The sequence below is a fragment of the Acinetobacter nosocomialis NIPH 2119 genome (assembly GCF_000368085.1).
Classification (GTDB): domain Bacteria; phylum Pseudomonadota; class Gammaproteobacteria; order Pseudomonadales; family Moraxellaceae; genus Acinetobacter; species Acinetobacter nosocomialis.
Map to the genome: position 1 here is coordinate 39617 of NZ_KB849239.1, position 18345 is coordinate 57961.

12 protein-coding genes, 1 tRNA gene and 1 pseudogene are annotated in these 18345 nt (G+C 38.2%); 8 read left to right on the forward strand and 6 right to left on the reverse strand.

Going from position 1 to position 18345, the window contains the following annotated elements:
- Positions 1–98: 98 nt before the first annotated feature.
- Positions 99–473 (reverse strand): diacylglycerol kinase, encoded by a 375-nt coding sequence (locus F984_RS04350; protein ID WP_004707370.1) that lies wholly within the window; start codon positions 471–473, stop codon positions 99–101.
- Positions 474–580: 107 nt separating this feature from the next.
- Between F984_RS04350 and F984_RS04355 the strand changes: the two genes are divergently transcribed.
- Positions 581–1543 (forward strand): MBL fold metallo-hydrolase, encoded by a 963-nt coding sequence (locus F984_RS04355; RefSeq protein ID WP_004707372.1) that lies wholly within the window; start codon positions 581–583, stop codon positions 1541–1543.
- A 44-nt stretch (positions 1544–1587) separates the two neighbouring features.
- Here the strand turns inward: F984_RS04355 and F984_RS04360 are convergent, their stop codons facing one another.
- Entirely contained in the window at positions 1588–2727 is a 1140-nt protein-coding gene (locus F984_RS04360; protein WP_004707374.1) for a glycerophosphodiester phosphodiesterase, read from the reverse strand.
- A 264-nt stretch (positions 2728–2991) separates the two neighbouring features.
- On the opposite strand from F984_RS04360, the gene F984_RS04365 reads away from it, so the two are divergent.
- The gene (locus F984_RS04365) at positions 2992–6087 is read left to right on the forward strand and encodes a multidrug efflux RND transporter permease subunit (RefSeq protein ID WP_002048493.1); all 3096 of its coding nucleotides are present in this window, start codon (positions 2992–2994) and stop codon (positions 6085–6087) included.
- Positions 6088–6159: 72 nt separating this feature from the next.
- Entirely contained in the window at positions 6160–6738 is a 579-nt protein-coding gene (locus F984_RS04370; RefSeq protein WP_004707378.1) for a DUF4112 domain-containing protein, read from the forward strand.
- Between the two features lie 39 nt (positions 6739–6777).
- On the opposite strand, the gene htpX is transcribed toward F984_RS04370, so the two are convergent.
- Both htpX and F984_RS04380 read right to left on the reverse strand, forming a co-directional pair.
- Positions 6778–7683: a protease HtpX gene (gene htpX, locus F984_RS04375; protein ID WP_002048489.1), complete on the reverse strand. Its 906-nt coding sequence runs from the start codon at positions 7681–7683 to the stop codon at positions 6778–6780.
- A 257-nt stretch (positions 7684–7940) separates the two neighbouring features.
- Positions 7941–8807 carry a lytic transglycosylase domain-containing protein gene (locus F984_RS04380; protein WP_002048562.1) on the reverse strand — a complete coding sequence of 289 codons (867 nt, stop codon included), beginning with the start codon at positions 8805–8807 and terminating at the stop codon, positions 7941–7943.
- Between the two features lie 504 nt (positions 8808–9311).
- Between F984_RS04380 and ttcA the strand changes: the two genes are divergently transcribed.
- Both ttcA and F984_RS04390 read left to right on the forward strand, forming a co-directional pair.
- Positions 9312–10217: a tRNA 2-thiocytidine(32) synthetase TtcA gene (gene ttcA / locus F984_RS04385; protein WP_002048552.1), complete on the forward strand. Its 906-nt coding sequence runs from the start codon at positions 9312–9314 to the stop codon at positions 10215–10217.
- Positions 10218–10425: 208 nt separating this feature from the next.
- Positions 10426–10809 (forward strand): SCP2 sterol-binding domain-containing protein, encoded by a 384-nt coding sequence (locus F984_RS04390; protein ID WP_001110719.1) that lies wholly within the window; start codon positions 10426–10428, stop codon positions 10807–10809.
- Positions 10810–10900: 91 nt separating this feature from the next.
- Here F984_RS04390 and F984_RS04395 read toward each other — a convergent pair whose 3' ends face one another.
- Complete coding sequence (locus tag F984_RS04395; RefSeq protein WP_004707379.1) at positions 10901–12013, reverse strand: MltF family protein; 1113 nt, start codon at positions 12011–12013, stop codon at positions 10901–10903.
- Positions 12014–12385: 372 nt separating this feature from the next.
- Here F984_RS04395 and greB point away from each other — a divergent pair, with 372 nt between their 5' ends.
- Together greB and F984_RS04405 are read left to right on the forward strand one after the other, a co-directional pair.
- On the forward strand, positions 12386–12880 hold the full coding sequence (gene greB, locus F984_RS04400; protein WP_002048569.1) for a transcription elongation factor GreB: 495 nt from the start codon (positions 12386–12388) through the stop codon (positions 12878–12880).
- 89 nt (positions 12881–12969) lie between these two features.
- A tRNA-Ser gene (locus F984_RS04405) sits at positions 12970–13059 on the forward strand.
- A 79-nt stretch (positions 13060–13138) separates the two neighbouring features.
- On the opposite strand, the pseudogene F984_RS04410 reads toward F984_RS04405, so the two are convergent.
- A pseudogene (locus F984_RS04410) lies at positions 13139–13694 on the reverse strand (SgcJ/EcaC family oxidoreductase).
- 583 nt (positions 13695–14277) lie between these two features.
- Between F984_RS04410 and posA the strand changes: the two are divergent.
- Complete coding sequence (gene posA / locus F984_RS04415; RefSeq protein ID WP_004707382.1) at positions 14278–18276, forward strand: delta-poly-L-ornithine synthetase PosA; 3999 nt, start codon at positions 14278–14280, stop codon at positions 18274–18276.
- Positions 18277–18345 lie beyond the last annotated feature (69 nt).

The window sequence follows — 18345 nt, forward strand, 5'->3', positions numbered from 1 at the left end:
AAGTTAAGTTGATATTCTTAAACTTATAGTCAGGAACAGTAGCTGTAGTTCCTCTTTTTTGTTACACCATGCTTATCCTCTTATAAGCATGGTTTTTTTTAACCTAATAAAATGATAAGCCATGTCACTGCTATAATTGAAAGCGCGACAAATTGAGCAGCACTTCCCATATCTTTAGCATTTTTAGAGAGTTGGTGTTTTTCAAGTGATACACGGTCAACTACCGCTTCAATCGCAGAATTGAATAGTTCTACAATAATTGCAAATAAACACACAACCACCATAAGTGCATGTTCACCGCGAGTTACATCTAGAAAAAAGCTAGTAGGGATAAGCACAATATTAATTAAAACAATTTGTCGGAAAGCGGCTTCATTTTTATAAGCTGCCTTAAATCCTGAAATTGAATAACCTGTCGCATTCAAGATGCGCTTTAGTCCACTTTTGCCTTTGTAGGGAGAATAACTATTCATTCACTTATATTTTTAACACTTTTCATGCATTATATATCGCGGCCCTTAAAAAAAATATTAAATCTTTTTTAAAGATTTTGACTTTATAACTTGATAGAGAAGAAGAGATGAAAAAATTATTTGTAGCATTAGGACTTGTCATGAGTGGGTTACATGTAAGCTATGCAGAGCCTGCCTCAGCTCAACAAGTACCGGGATATTATAAGCATCAATTTGGTAATTATCGCATCACCTCTTTACTGGATGGCACTATTTATTTAGACCCTAAGTTATTTAAAAATTTGAGTCAGGCTGAGAAGACTAAAATTTTAACAAAATACGCCGCTGTTAATGAGAAAGGGGTTCAAACTTCGGTAAATGCATTCTTGGTAGATGACGGTAAAAGTTTAACTCTTGTTGATAGTGGTGCTTCAAGTTGTTTTGGCCCACAGTTGGGTTCAATTGCTAAAAATCTTGAATTGGCAGGCTATCAACTTGCTAACGTGAAAACGGTTTTGTTAACCCATCTACATCCAGACCATGTTTGTGGTATTGCTCAAAATGGAAAAGCTGTATTTCCTAATGCAACTATTTATGCACATGAACGTGAAGCTGACTATTGGTTAAATCCAGCTTCTGAAAAAACTGTACCCGCAGATAAAAAAGAAAACTATTTAGGCACGGTTAAAAATATAAAAGCTGCGCTTGCACCGTATCAAGCGAAAAAAGCTTTCAAGACCTTTAAAGATGGCGATGTCATTCAAGGTTTTGAAGTAATCAATACACAAGGGCATACACCGGGTCACCACAGTTTCCGTTTAAAGAGTAAAAATCAACAAATTGTCTTTGTGGGAGACATTGTCCACTCACATTCTTTGCAGTTTGATGCTCCAAAAACCGGCGTAGATTTTGATGTAAATTCTGAGCAGGCAATTAACACTCGTTTGAAAATGTTTGCTGAAATCTCAAATAAACAGCAATGGGTAGCTGCTCCACATTTGCCATTCCCAGGAATTGGCCATGTGTATAAAGTAAATGCAGAGCAATACCAATGGATTCCTCTATATTTTAATAACAGTGTTGATAAGTAAAAAAAACAGGGCATTAAATGCCCTGTTTTTTATTAAGTCTTTAACTATTTTGTTGCTTTCTCAAAATTATTGACTGCTTCACGGCCGAGTGCTGGGTCATCTGTAAAGATACCATCTACACCTGCTTTGAAATATGCTTCAAACTCTTTTAGAGCACCTGTCGGGCAACGCTCGGCAGGTTTGTCACTACATTTTAAAGGCTGAGGTAAAAAGTTATTTTCTGGACGGAAAGTATATGGGTGTACTTTTAGGCCAGCGGCATGTGCATCGCTAATAAATGAAGTAGTTTGTACTGAACCATCATTATTGAAATTGAGAATATAGTTTTTGCTTGGGCCTACACCATTTGCATACTTAGCAACATCTTTTAAGCTTTGCGCTGTAGCTAAATCACCATATGTTTTAGACACACCAGATTCAACAAAGTCTGCTGGTCGAGAGGTTTTTGCATCATATAATTGAATGATTTGTGCATGTTTAAGTGTTTTATGTAGATCAAGTTGATCTTTTAAATACTTTAAATTGCTGACTTCAAACGATTGCAAATAGATAGGGGCAATATCACGTGTATATTGATATTTGGCAAGAGTTTTAAGAAGTGTGTCTTCCATGGCCAAATTCTTGTTTTTAAAATAAGTTGGATGTTTGGTTTCAATATATAAGCCAATAATCTTTCCGGTTTTTTTATAATTTGCTTCGGCAAGTTCAATGACTTGTTCAAGTGTTGGAATTGAATACAGATCGTTATAAGCCGTATTTGCTGGTCGGAACTCAGGAATACGTTCACGTGCTTTAACTTGTTGTAATTCATTTAAAGTGAGGTCTTCCGTAAACCAACCCGTTAAATTGACACCATCAATATTTTTTGTGGTTTTACGGTCTGCAAATTGGGCAAGAGTACTGATATTGGTAGTACCACCAATTTCGTTTTCATGACGAGTAACCAATACACCGTCTTTTGTTGAAACCAGATCAGGTTCAATAAAGTCAGCACCATCATCAATCGCTTTTTGATATGAAGCCAAAGTATGTTCAGGACGTAAAGCGCTAGCGCCGCGGTGTCCAATCACTAAAATTTTAGGAAGTTGATATTCTGGTGTAGTTGGAGTTGTTTCGGTTTTATCATCGTCATTGCAACCGACCAAGCCAATTAAACTTAAGCATAAAAGTGCTTTTCTAAACATAATTCTACTCATATTGTTTTAGTTGAAACGACTTAAGTATTAGGATTTAGTTTGACGTGATCATGAAGAATTCATGAATTTTAAGTGACACTATTTAACTGGTTCTTTATTGCTTTGTTGGAAATAGTGAATCACGCTTTGTTTTTGTCTTAATTACATTTATTGTTTTAATTCCACTTGTCTTTTTTACACCGCTCGTTGATGATCACAAGGTCTCAAAGCGGCATTTACTCCTGTTAATTAACGACATCATACCGAGCAGCCATGCTATCTAAATTTTTTATTCAGCGCCCCATTTTTGCCAATGTACTGGCGATCATTGTCATGGCTTTTGGTATTTTTTCGGTGATGCACTTGCCCGTAGAACGGTATCCCGATATTGCACCTCCGAAAATTACAGTGTCGGCAAGTTATAGCGGGGCAGATGCACAAACGGTTGAGCAAAGTGTTACCCAAATTTTAGAACAACAAATACAAGGGATTGATCACTTACTCTATTTTAGCTCATCAAGTGATTCATCAGGACGTAGCCGAATTACCATTAGTTTCGATAATGGAACCAACCCCGATACTGCTCAGGTCCAAGTCCAAAATAGTATTAGTGGCGTCATACGCCGTTTACCCGATGAAGTACAACGTCAAGGGGTGACAGTCAGTAAGTCACTAGGCGATACCTTTATGGTAATTGGTTTATACGACTCGACTGGTAAAACCGGAAATATTGAGCTGTCGGACTATTTAACTACACATGTCGTTGATAACTTAAACCGTATTGAAGGGGTGGGTGAAACGGATGTATTCGGTTCGCAATATGCGATGCGTATCTGGTTAAATCCAGATAAGTTAAAGCAATATAATTTAATGCCCAGTGATGTGGCTAATGCAATCACTGCTCAAAATACCCAAGTTGCTGCAGGTGCAATCGGTGATTTACCAGTCATTGATGGTCAATATCTAAATACAAAAGTGACGGCAGGTTCTCGACTAAAGACTGTTGATGATTTTAAAAATATTGTCGTAAAGTCCGATAAAACGGCGAGTTATGTTTATTTAAAAGATATTGCAAGAGTTGAGCTCGGTGCAGAAAACTATCAGTCTTTCAACACGATTAATGGTTATCCTGCTGCGGGTGTAAGTATATCTTTATCCTCGGGCGCAAATGCTATTCAAACTTCTAAGCTCATCCATCAAACCTTAGATCAGCTCGCCGCTAAATTACCAGCAGGCTATAAAATCGTTTATCCACGAGATAATACGCCGTTTGTTCAAGAGTCGATTAAGGAAGTTGTAAAGACGCTTGTAGAAGCCATTATTTTGGTAATTTTGGTGATGTTCCTGTTTTTGCAAAGCTGGCGTGCAACACTCATTCCGAGTATTACCGTTCCGGTTGTGATTTTGGGAACTTTTGCAGTCTTATATGTGCTTGGTTTTAGTATTAACACATTAACGTTATTTGCACTGGTACTCGCTATTGGTTTGTTGGTTGATGATGCGATTGTGGTAGTTGAAAACGTTGAGCGGCTCATGCATGAACAGCACTTAACTCCAAAAGAAGCTGCAATTGAGTCAATGGGGGAAATTAGCGGTGCATTAGTCGGCATTACATTGGTTTTAACTGCTGTTTTTATTCCAATGTCCTTTTTAGGCGGTTCAATTGGGGTGATTTACCGTCAGTTTTCCATTACTTTAGTTGCTGCTATGGCATTATCGCTTACGGTTGCACTCATTTTAACGCCTGCATTGTGTGCATTAATTTTAAAACCTAATCCTGAACCTATGCGCTGGGCAGTGTGGTTTAACCAAAAAATTGATCAACTTAAAAATAAATATATCAAGCTTGTTCAGACGAGTATTCATTACAGTAAATCGGTTATTGTGATTTTTGTGGCGCTGATTGCAGTTTTTATGCTCTTCTACAGTGGTTTAAAAAGCGGCTTTATTCCTAAAGAAGACCAAGGTATTTTAAGTGTGCAAATTAAGCTGGTAGACAGTGCTCCAATTTCTGAAAGTCAGAAAATTGGTGAACAAGTGCGCCAATACTTTCTCACTAAAGAAGATAAAAATGTTGATCTGGTTTTAATACGTTACGGTCGAAATAATGCCGGGACAGGACAAAATTTAGCGCAAGGCTTTATTGCTTTAAAACCTTGGGATGTACGTACGGCGAAAGAGGACTCGGCTGACGCTATACAAAAGCGTGCAATGAAATATTTCAGAAATTTTAGTAATGCTCAAATTAACGTGACCTTACCTCCTTCGGTAAATGGTTTGGGGCAGACTGATGGCTTGGATTTCTGGATTCAAGATTTAAATGGACAAGGGCAAAACTTCTTAGATGGTATGTTCCGTCAGTTACAGGCTCAAAGTAAAAACTATTCAACTTTTGAAAACTTTGATAAGCAGTCTACCAATAGTAAAGCAAATCTGAATATCAAAATTGACCAGAAACAGGCTTTGGCAAATGGTTTGGAACTCTCTGCAATTAATAACACTTTGTCGAGTGCATGGGGCGGAACTTACGTAAACGACTTTATTGATCGGGGACGTATTAAACGTGTCATGATTCAAGGCGATGCCGAGTTCAGATCTAAACCTGAAGATTTATATAATTGGTCTGTGCGTAATAATCAAAATGAAATGGTGCCTTTTAGTTCGTTTGCTAACTTTAGCTGGGGTGGGGCACCAGAAATTGTAAAACGCTATATGGGATATAGTGCTTTACAGTTACAGGCTGATGTTGCCGGTGGTAGCAGTTCTGGTCAGGCTATGAAAGATGTTGAACAACTCGTCAACCAGCAAAAAGATATTGGTTTGGCTTGGACTGGTCTGTCTTTTGAAGAACAGAAGTCGACCAATCAGGCGGTATGGTTATATCTGATTTCGGCAGGTTTTATTTTCTTATGTTTAGCTGCTTTGTATGAGAGCTTAAGTATTCCTGCTGCCGTGATGACTTCTATTCCGCTAGGTGTGGGAGGAAGTGTCATTTTCTCTTATATCTTTGGTTTACCAAATGACGTGTATTTCCAAATTGCACTTCTAACCACGATTGGATTGTCATGTAAAAACGCAATTTTAATTGTTGAGTTTGCTGCATTAGCCCAAGAGAAAGGAAAGAATGCTATTCAGGCCGCTTTAGAAGGCGCGAGCTTGCGTTTAAGACCGATTTTAATGACTTCTTTAGCCTTTGGTGCAGGTGTGATTCCACTTGTATTTGCACAAGGCGCTGGTGCGGTGAGCCGCCAAGAAATTGGTATTAGTATTTTAGGTGGCGTAATGTTTGGTACTGTACTGGTTCTATTCTTTATTCCAGTTATGTATGTGTTATTGCGTTCATTGTTTAAATCGAAAGCTTCAAGTTAAAAGCAAACAATTTAAAAACCGGCGTTAAATCAAGTATATTAAGTTTAACTTCTCTTCATATATTTGATTTAGATGCCTCAAGAAAAAAAACTAACACAGCAGCAGGTCATCGCACTAGAACGGGACCTTGCCAAGTTTGCAACCATGATGGATAGCGCCGTCCGTATTCCTTTTACAAAGCAGGGTATTGGTGCCGATGCTGCTTTAAGTACTATTCCAATTGCTGGTGATGTTGCGGGTTTTGTCCTGACTTGCTACGCCATATATAAAGCCAAGCAAATTGGTGTGCCACAGCACAAGCTTACTCCCGTCATAAAATTGGCTGTAGTCGATGCTGTGGTGGGGTGTGTACCAGTTGCAGGAACCATTTTCGATATTTTTATACGTCCTAGTAGAAAAGCATTAGATGTGGTTCATACCCATATACGTGAAGAATATGCGATTCAAAGTGATATACATGTTATTCACCCGTATTTACATGAAAAGCTTGAAAAGAAACAGCAACACTCAGCCTTCTGGCGTAATCCTGTTGTGAGTTGGCTATGGCTACATATACCGGATTTATTAGGGGTATTGGTGCTTGTTCTGATTGGTTTAGCAATGTGGTGGGGGATTAGTTTTCTTTGGGGACTGGCCCATCATTCAGCCTAATAAAAAAGCCTCCAACTGGAGGCTTTTTTATTTACTGTGTTATGGGCAATCTAACTGATGTAGAGCTGCGACACGCTGTTCAATCGTTGGGTGAGTTTGGAACAAAGCAGCTAAGCTGAAACCTTGTTCTTTACCTTCCGCAATCGCGAACGCTTTCATTTCTTTTGGCATTTGGTCTGGTAACTCTGTTTCAGCTTGCAAACGTAATAAAGCAGAAATCATTGCTTGTTTACCAGCTAAACGTGCACCGGCTTCATCTGCACGGTATTCACGGTAACGAGAGAACCACATTACAATAGCAGAAGCTAGAATACCGAACACGATATCTAAAACCATCGTAATGAGGAAGTAACCCATACCAGGTGCTTCATTGTCTTGACGACCAAAAACATTACGGTCGATAAAATCACCTACTACACGAGCAAAGAACATAACAAAGGCGTTTACAACACCTTGGATGAGTGCCAAGGTAACCATGTCACCATTTGCAACGTGACCAATCTCGTGCGCAAGCACGGCACGTAGCTCATCTTTGTTCATACGCTCAAGTAGACCGCTTGAAACGGCAACTAACGCATCATTTTTATTCCAGCCTGTTGCGAAAGCATTAGACTGATATGAAGGGAAGATACCAACTTCTGGCATATTAATACCAGCACGTTGAGAAAGTTCAGCGACTGTTTGCAATAACCAGCTTTCAGCTTGGTTACGAGGAGCATTTGGGTCAATCAGTTCTGTACCAGTAGTTTTCTTAGCCATCCATTTGGACATAAATAGAGAGACTAAAGAGCCCACCATACCAAACACAAAACAGATGACTAAAAGGTTGCCTAGATTTAAGCCACCCGCGCCATGGTAACTACCGACACCGAAGAGTGACAAAATAATGCCAGCTACAACCAGTACCGCGAGGTTGGTAAGCAAAAACAAACCAATCCGCATCATTGAGAAAATCCTCTTATAAATAAAATATTATCTGATTTATAAATTATAAATCACTCAGCTAATATGCGGCGCTTGGGGGAAAAATTCAAGGAAAAAATAAGGAATCGATACATTCTTTCCGGTATACGAATGTATTCAAATTAAACAAGTTATTTATAAGGCCCGTCTAAATACTAGGGGCGGGGTAATAGATCATTACAATTTTTAGACGATGGGCCTTATTAAAGCATGAGCTGCAAAGTATGCGGTTTTTAATTTTACTCAATTCTGATATGGGCAATTGCCGTTGCATTATTGGTGACATAAGTCCCTGTTGGTGCATCGGTATAGGTGCCATCAGACAATGTCACGATTTGGCGTGCAGAAGAATATTTAACAGGTTTAGCCGATACTTGTTGAGTTGTGGTGGTTTGGGTCAACTCTGGCTGATTTACAGTCTGGGTAGAAATATTTGAATTACTAAAAGATGAAAGGCTTACACCAGAAGAATATAAGTTTTGATATCGACTTGTGACTCGTCGTACATAATCTTGGGTTTCACGGAATGGCGGAATGCCACCGTATTTATCCACGTTCCCTTCACCTGCATTATAAGCCGCAAGAGCCATTTGCGTATTGCCGTTAAATCGTTTGAGCAACCAACTTAGATATTTAGCACCAGCAAAGATATTTTGCTGAGGATCATAAGCATTAGATACGTTAAAACGGCGAGCAGTAGCTGGCATGAGTTGCATTAAACCTTGCGCACCCACAGGAGAGTGAGCATTCACATTAAAACCAGATTCGGTATGCATGACTGCCTTAATTAGACCTTCGGATACACCATGCTGTTGTGCTGCCTGTTTAATAATATGGTCAAAAGCATTTTTATTTTTGCTATAGCTTGGTAGAACAGAAGCTTCTGAAGCGCCCCAGTTTGTATAACTATGAATATTACTATCGGGGTAGTAAGTCACCTTTACTTTCTTGAGTGAATGGTCATAGCTTTTACGGTTAGTGAGTAAAGTGCTGCCATTTTTGTCTTGGTAAATGTACATTTGACCCGCTAAAGTCGGTGTTATACCTACCGAAAAAGTGGTCATCCCCAGTAAACACGAAAAAAGATATTGAACCGAATTTTTCATTTTATGTTATTCACAATTTTAAGGTATTCGTAACTAGTCAAAGAGTTTATCAAAAAATATTACAGAAAGAAGTTTTGTGTAATTTTTTTTATTTTTGCTCTTTTAAAAAATCAAGCTGTTTTGTTCGAATGATCATCAAAAAAAATTAAAAAAAATTTTTAAAATGATTCTATTGACTTGTCTAACTATTTGAAAATTAAAGGCAAAAATCATTGGTTAAAAAATGATCAATTTAAATAAAACCCTTAACAGAAGGTGAAAACAGTTTGTCAAGTATTAAGAAATCCACAATTTTATCCACAGGTTTTGTGGAAAACTGTGGAAAAGTCCAAAAAGTAAGCATTTTGCGCAAAAAATGAACTCATCGGTCAAAATGGAGCACTGCTTTTGCATCATGCCTGAGCATTATGACGACTTCAAGAATTGAAACTATTCTTTTGATGCGATTCCCGTCCGAATCATATAAAATTGCGCGGTATTTTTATTTATGGGTATATCTCGTCTATGTACGCGCCAGTTGAGTCCAACGAAGGATTTAATTTTAAGCCTGAACTTCCAACAAGCTCGGCCTATTATCGTTTGCTTAAGAAGCTTCGCCGTCAAGTTGGACATGCCATCCGTGACTTCAACATGATTGAAGATGGTGACAAGGTCATGGTGTGTGTGTCTGGTGGTAAAGACAGTTATACCTTGCTCGACATTTTGTTGCAGTTCAAACGTATTGCACCAATCAACTTTGATATTGTTGCGGTTAACCTTGACCAAAAACAGCCGGGCTTTCCAGAAGATGTGTTACCACGCTATATGGAAGAAAATAACATTCCATATTACATTTTGGAAAAAGACACTTATACCATTACCAAGCGTTTAACACCTGAAGGTAAAACATACTGTGCAGTGTGTTCACGTTTGCGCCGTGGTTCGCTTTATGGCTTTGCTCAAGAAATTGGTGCCACTAAAGTTGCGTTAGGCCATCACCGTGATGACATCATTGCAACTTTCTTCTTGAACTTATTCCATGGCGGTAGCTTAAAAGCAATGCCACCTAAGCTTTTGTCTTCGGATAAGAAAAATATTTTGATTCGTCCTTTAGCTTATGTTGAAGAAAAAGACATTATCAAATATGCAGAATTACGTAAGTTCCCAATTATCCCGTGTAACCTTTGTGGTTCACAAGAGAACTTACAACGTGCCATGCTTAATGAAATGTTGCGTGAGTGGGATAAACAATATCCGAAACGTTTACACAGTATTTTTGGTGCGTTACAAAACGTGTCTCCGTCTCAGTTAGCAGACCGTGATTTGTTTGATTTCGAAGCGCTAGATTCTCAGCGCGAGATCGACTTTAAAGACCCTGAAGAACTTAAAAAACGTTTAGATGTCGTTAACTTAAGTTTTGCTGCTGAATAAAACAATTAAGTAAGTCAATTAAAGGCACTTTATAAACAAGTGCCTTTAATGTATCAAAATACTAAAAAATGAATGTTCCGTACAAAAAGTCATAGCCCAACCTTAAAATTACATGCTATAACAACGCACAAGCAGAAGTGCTTCATATGATGTTGTCTGGATAGGCAACTAACTAGAGAAATTGAACAAATAAATTTGAGGAAGAATCATGCCTGCATTTTTAACTGATGATTGGTTTGCGACTGTCGAAAAATTAACTGCTGAAGCAGGTGATCTTAATTTGCCACCAGCTCTTGCGAATTTGGCAATTAATTTAGTAGTTACAGATGCTTCTGGAAATACCGAATTAGCGTTAGATGGGGGTAAAATCCAAAAAGGTTTGTCTTCAAATGCCAAAACAACTTTAAACATGGATGCTGAAACTTTACGTAAAGTATTCCTAGAGTTTGATATGGCTGCAGCTATGCAAGCATTCATGACTGGTAAAATTAAAGTTCAAGGCGACATGTCTCAGTTAATGGCTTTACAAACAGCTAAACCAAGCCAAGAACAAAAAGATTTGTTCAAGAAAGTATTAGAACAAACAGCTTAATTATAAAAGAATTTATATAAAAAGCTTACCCCAAGAGGTAAGCTTTTTATTGATACAAACAATGAATTTATCAACTTTTAAAACAATAAAACTAGATATTGATTCGTGTTTGAGCCGTTTTAATATGCTCAAGATAAGCACGGATACGAGTCACATACTGTACCGCTTGTTTGTATCGACCATTTCGCATTTGATTGCGTTGTAAATAGTCATAGAGATTAACCCATTGGTTTGGGTCTTTTCCTTGGGTTTGTAAGCGCTTCTGGATCTGGTTGACTGCTCCCGGACCCATATTGTAGGCCACAAGGGCATACCAGTTACGATCTGGGTAGGGAATATCACCATACTCACTTAGCATGAGATCATAATATTTCGCACCGCCCTGAATGCTTTGCGCTGGATCGCTACGATTGCTTACACCCATTGCCCGAGCTGTACTGTTGGTTAACATCATTAACCCGCGTACACCTGTTGGTGAAACAGACTCTGGCTTAAGATACGATTCTTGATAGCTCATTGCTGCAAGCAAATGCCAATCTAAATCATACTTGGCCGCGCTTTGTTTAAAGCTGGCTTTGTAAATAGGTAGACGTGTACTTATATCACGTTGAATCGTCGACCAAGACTCAGGTTTTACAACGTTACGGTTGTAAAATGAAGCCAGTTGTTGAGTCAGACCATTTTGCTTGCTTTGACAAACAAAACCACTGGCTGTTTGTGTAAGAGGATCATCTGCTTGTTTAAACACCCAGCTTAAATCGGGATTTAATCCATTTTTTTGCAAATTTACGATGTCACCACAACTTGCAGAAAAAGACATTAAACCTTTGTTCTCGATTGAGCTTAAGCTCGCGGTCGTCATGGCAAGATTTGCTTTACCTTGCTGGACCCACTTGAGTGCGGTGGCGTTATCTGCCACGATTTTGAAGTCCAACTTTACATTTAAGCTTTGTGCATAGTTACGAGCCAAGTCATAACCGAAGCCATGTAAAAATTGATCTTCTTTAAAAACAGTAGTTGGGCTTTCTACAGCAACTACGGTTAATGTGTTGGTGTTAACTACAGTATTGTACTGTAGGGTTTTTCCTGCATTAATACTATGAAAAGGAAAAAACATAGTGCTGAGTGCAAGAACTTTCAATGGGAGAGAAGAAAATAAAGAGCTAAGGCCAAGCCTCGACCCAGAACTTGAATTACTGTGCATGTTGTCTCCGCTACAGATAATTTATGCCCTAAAAGCCAGACAAAAAGCTGCCATAACTTTTAAAAGTTGATAAATTCAATAAGGGGTGGGCAGTCATGACGTCATTCAAAATGACATGAAATGAAAAAAATAAACTATGTAGAAAATCTACAAAGTTTTTGGTTGGGTTAAAAAATACTCAACATTTAAGATGCGCGCATCATAATCTTCAAAAAAAAGATTGTCAAATTTTGAACAATTAAATATTCGATATATCAACATAACAACATGAATTTATTAAGGAAGAAAATTTATACACTTCTGATATGAGTAAATAGGGTATAAAATGCTACATCTTGTAAGCAGTATGTTGTTCATCAGTGGTTTTTTATCATGAAATCTAACTTAATCACTCGGTCAGGACATGACAAATTAGTTGCTGAATTAAAACAACTTTGGCATGAAGAACGACCAGAAATCACAAAGAAAGTGAATTGGGCTGCAAGCCTTGGCGACCGCAGTGAAAATGCCGATTATCAGTACAATAAGCAGCTGCTTAGAAAAATTGATCGACGGGTACGCTATTTAGGAAAACGTTTAGAAGAGTTAAAAATTGTTGATTATGCTCCTGAGCAAGAAGGCAAAGTTTACTTTGGCGCTTGGGTCGAAATTGAAAATGAAGAAGGTGAACAAAAAACTTTACGTATCGTAGGGATTGATGAAATTTATGATCATCATCCTCAACATATCTCGATTGAGTCGCCAATGGCACGTGCACTCTTGAGTAAACAAGTCGATGATGAGGTTGAAGTGCACACTCCTTTAGGTAAAAAGCTTTGGTATATCAATGCAATTCGTTATGAAAAGCCTAAAAATGATGAAATTTAAATAGATTTGTTTTTATTTTGAGCGTTTGAATTAAAAATTAAATAAAAGATTTGCCAACTTGCATTTTTGTTTATATTATAGCGCTCGTTGGAAGCGTGGCAGAGCGGTTTAATGCACCGGTCTTGAAAACCGACGAGGGTGTGAGTCCTCCGTGAGTTCGAATCTCACCGCTTCCGCCAAAATTCTTAAAAGCCCTTGTTAATGACAAGGGCTTTTTTTTATGTCTATAAATTACTTAAAAAATTATATTGCTCTGTTTCATAAATTTCTAAGTATGATCTCTCCTGTGCGTGGGTTCGTTAAAGTCACATTTTCTAGCGCCTGAATACACCAAGAGTTATTTTCCTTAACAAGGACGGTGAGAAGAAGGGTATCAATTTGATGGGGACCCTGAGGATGAGCTAAGCCTGCGGTTAGACGACTCCAAAAATGTGAAATACAGATATCATTAGTTAAAGAGGTGACGTCTATGAGTTCATTCTCTAGTGTTGAATCGCTATAAATGGTGTCATGAATAGGCTGGTGAAGAGCAATAATTTCATCAATGCCTTTAACGTAATGACCGAAACGATTGACAAAAGTCGCATCTTGATGAAAAAGCGCTGCAAAGGCCTTCATATCATGATTATTCCAAGCGGCTTGAAATGCTAGGGGAATGTCTTCTGGGTTTATTATGTGTTGACTCATATGATCCCTACTATTTAAGTTCTTAAGTCTATTTTCAATGTATTATAAATGAAGGGACTTCGACCTGCTTAAACGTAACAGCAGCCCTCTTTCTTCTTATGTTTGAGATTCTATATAAACAAACAATACTTGCAGCGCTAAACAGGGAGAACTTCTTCATAACTAAACGATATTAAACATATGTAAGCTTGAGTTAAGCGATCGCAAAAGTTTTTTAGAAAAATACAGATAAAAATATAAGATAAATAGAAATGACTCATAATGACTTTAATATATTGTTAATAATTAAATACCCTCTAAAAATTTAAATAGAATTTTCCATTTTTAGGACTTTTTAAATGTTCACAATGAATCAATTAAGTTTAAAATATGGAGAATTTGTATATCGGATAGCATTTATTAGTTTTATTAAAATTAGAGTTATATAAATCTTGTGAATTATAGGTTTTTACTTGGCTGTTTTTGTACGTTTTTCATCCTGATGAGTGTGGTGAAATTAAAATATTGTAGCTAAGAGCTTAATTTTTTTAGAAAAAATGAGCCTAAACAATCGGAATTTATATATTATTAAATAGACTTTAAAACTAAAACTTTAATCTTGATTTAAGTTCAATTATTTAATTTATGACATATCTTGATTTCTTTAATGGGTCACAAAAACAAACATGACTTCATTTGAGCCAAATCAGAAAATTAAAGAGAGTATAAAAATGAACCAGTTTGTAACAAACACGAATAATATTATTCGTGGAAAGTATCATCCGGAATTTTTGCAGCATGAAGTCTTGGCCGATATTTTTGTCCATACTGCACAAACTCTTCCTGATAAGACGGCTTTAATTGAAGCAGATAAAACGTTGAGTTATGGTGAGTTATATCAGCAAGCTTTAATCATGGCTCAGCATTTGACGATAAGAGGGGTAAAACCAGGTCATATTGTTGGGTTATGGTTGCCTCGTGGTATTGAGCTTTTAAAAGCTCAGTTGGCAATTTGTTTAAGTGGTGCAGCATGGCTTCCATTTGATATGGATACGCCGGCTGACCGTATAGCAGTTTGTCTTGAAGATGCCGAAGCTGTAGGAATGATTACTACAGATGAATGGTATGCACATTTAGATGAAGTACCACAAACAAAGTGGACCAATACTGAATTGCAAAAGCCGCTCAGTGAAAATATTCCTTTAGCTAAAACGACCCCAGAACAACCTGCGTATATTATTTATACATCTGGTTCAACAGGTAAGCCGAAAGGGATCGTAATTACCCAAAGAAATATTTGCCACTTTTTACGTAGTGAAAATAATGTTTTGGGTATTGAAGAGCAAGATAAAGTCTATCAAGGCTTTTCTGTTGCTTTTGACATGTCGTTTGAAGAGATCTGGCTTTCTTACTTGGTTGGTGCAACATTGTGGATTGCACCTAAGTCACTTGTGAGTGACCCTGAACGTTTATGTCAAACATTAAAGCAAGAAAACATTACCGTATTACATGCTGTACCGACATTACTTGCTTTATTCCCAGAAGATGTACCTAACTTAAGAATTATTAACTTAGGTGGGGAAATGTGCCCGGATTCACTAGTTGACCGTTGGGCACTGCCTCATCACAAAATGTTTAATACGTATGGTCCAACTGAGACTACGGTTACGGCAAGTCTTGAGGCATTGGAGCGTGGCAAACTTGTTACCATTGGTAAGCCTTTACCAAACTATGGCATGTTGGTCATAAACGCTGAAAGAGAATTACTACCCCAAGGTGAAACAGGTGAGCTCTGTATTTTCGGACCAAGTGTGGCAGAAGGATATTTAGGCAGACCTGATTTAACGGCTGATAAGTTTATTCAAAACCCTTGGGCAGAAGGTCCAGATGAACAATCGCTCTATCGTACTGGTGACTTGGCTAAAATTGATGAATTTGGACAAGTACATTGCTTGGGACGTGCCGACGATCAGGTAAAAATTCGTGGTTTCCGTGTTGAACTCGGTGAGATCGAAGCTGCGCTTTGCGATATTGAAGGTATTGGTACTGCGGCAGTTATTCTTCGTCCTGAAGACGGTATTGACCAGCTCATTGCGTTTATTGCACCAGAAATTGATGCAAAGAAAGCAATCGAAATTAAAGAGATTCGCCATAATCTCAGCCAACGATTACCACCTTATATGGTGCCCAACCGTTTTGAGATTATTGAAGAAGTTCCGCGTTTATTGTCAGGAAAAATTGACCGTAAGGCTTTAAAAGCACGACCACTCACCAGTGTGATTGATCGTAGTGAATCTGACCAACCACAGAACCCAGCCGAAGAAGTTTTATTTAGTATTTTAAATCGCTTGTTCCCCAACATGCCGATTAAACTCGACTCAGATTTCTTTGATGACCTAGGTGGGCATTCACTGCTAGCGGCGGTTTTAATTTCGAACCTACGTGAACATCCGGAATATAGCCACTTAACTATTCAAAACTTATATCAAGCGAGAAGGGTTGGGGCAATTGCTGCACTCATGCTAGAGCAACCAACGCCTACTGTATTTGATAGCCAGATTGGACAAGATAACCCTCGTAACCAAACTTATAAATGGTTATGTGGTATTGCACAGTTCGTTACTATTCCAGTTTTAATTTCGATTAACATTTTGCAGTGGTTAGCGCCATTCTTTACCTATCATTATTTTACCGGTGGAACACGAGATAGTATTCCAAATGCAATCGCGATGTCTTTATTGGTTTATATCAGCGTAATTATTGCCAGTTTTGTGGTTTCAATTACGGTAAAACGATTATTAATGACAGGCGTTGGTGCAGGGCAATATCCATTATGGGGATTAACTTATTTCCGTTGGTGGTTAGCAGACCGTATTAGCAATATTTCACCAGTCTATCTTTTGTCAGGCTCAACTTTACTTAACTTATATTTGAAAGCGCTTGGTGCGAAAATCGGCCATGACGTAACGATTAGTTCAGTACATATTCGTATGCCATCTTTACTTACTGTTGAAGATGGGGTGAGCATTGGTTCTCAAGTAAACTTGGAAAATGCCAAAGTCGAACATGGTCACTTGGTATTAGGCTCAATTCACTTAAAAGAAGATAGTTATGTGGGTTCTTATGCTGTATTAGAAGAAAATACAGTGTTAGAAAAACAAGCTCATGTAAATGCCTTAACCTCAATTGAATATGACACAGTGGTACCAGCCGGAGAAATTTGGGATGGTACACCTGCGAAGAAAATTGGGCATGTGGACGAACACGCTAAATTGCCAGAGCGTCCAAAATTATCGTTTATTCGTAAAATTGCTGAATATGCATATTATGGAATTAGCGCATTAATTATTGCCTGTCTGTTCTTTATTCCAATTTTCCCAAGCTTCCTTTTGGTCGACTGGTTAGATGCAAACGTCTTTAATATTAGTACCAATGACCATTTGCAAATCGCACTTTACTATTTCATTTTAGCGATTCCAGCTAGTGCAATGATGATGATGATTACTGCTGTTATTTCTTCAGTCATTCGTAAAATTGCATTGCCTCGTCTTGAAACTGGAACCTATGCAGTACATGGCGGCACGTATTATCGTAAATGGTTTGCGTCTCAAATCTTGGAAACAAGCTTACAAACTTTACATGGCTTGTTTGCGACCATTTATGCGCCAACATGGTTCCGTATGCTCGGTGCAAAAGTAGGTAAAAATACCGAAATTTCTACTGCAAACGGTGTTATTCCAGAAATGCTGACTTTGGGTGAAGAAAGCTTTATTGCCGATGCTGTAATGCTAGGTGATGAAGAAATCAAAGGCGGTTGGATGACATTAAAATCGACCAAAATTGGTAACCGTAGTTTTGTCGGAAACAGTGCTTATATTGCTGATGGTACCGTGTTACCAGACAACGTCTTAATTGGCGTGCAATCTAAATCACCAGATAACCGTGAAATGTATGATGGTCAAACTTGGTTTGGTTCTCCACCATTGTTGTTACCTGCACGTGAAGCTGCTGAGAAATATCCAGATCATTTAACATTCTTGCCAAGTATCAAGCGCCGTTTAATGCGTGGTTTTATTGAAGGCCTTCGTGTTGTATTACCTGCCGCTCTTGCGATTGGTGTGGGTTATATGATTGTGCTTGAGATTATTGATGTTATTAACAAATACAACATTCCAACTGGTTTGTTGGCTTTAACGCTTGCTGGTTTGCTCTATGGTGTCGGCTGCTTCGTTATTGTTGCATTGTTGAAGTGGATTTTGATTGGTCGTTATCAACCACGTTCAGCTCCAATGTGGACCATGTTTGTATGGTTAAGTGAAGGGATCACGAGCTTATATGAGTCAGTTGCGATTCCTAACTTCTTAAACTACTTGAGAGGAACGCCAATGCTGCCATTCTTCTTGCGTATTTTAGGTGTTCGCATTGGTAAAGATGTCTATATGGATACGGCTGATATTACAGAGTTTGACTGTGTAAGCATCGGTGACCGTGCTGAGTTTAATAGCTTCTCGGGCCCACAAACTCACTTGTTTGAAGACCGTATTATGAAAATCGGGCAAGTGAATATTGGTAACGATGTTGTGGTAAATACACGCAGTATTATTTTGTATAACGCCAACGTAAGCAACCATGCTGTGTTAGGTCCATTAACACTGGTCATGAAAGGTGAAAATATTCCAGCTAAATCTGCTTGGATTGGTTCACCAGCCGTGCCTTGGGTTCATAAATAATTCAGTGTTGAATTGAAAAAAAGCCTCTGTAGAACAGGGGCTTTTTTTAGCATTGAGTCATTCAAAAAT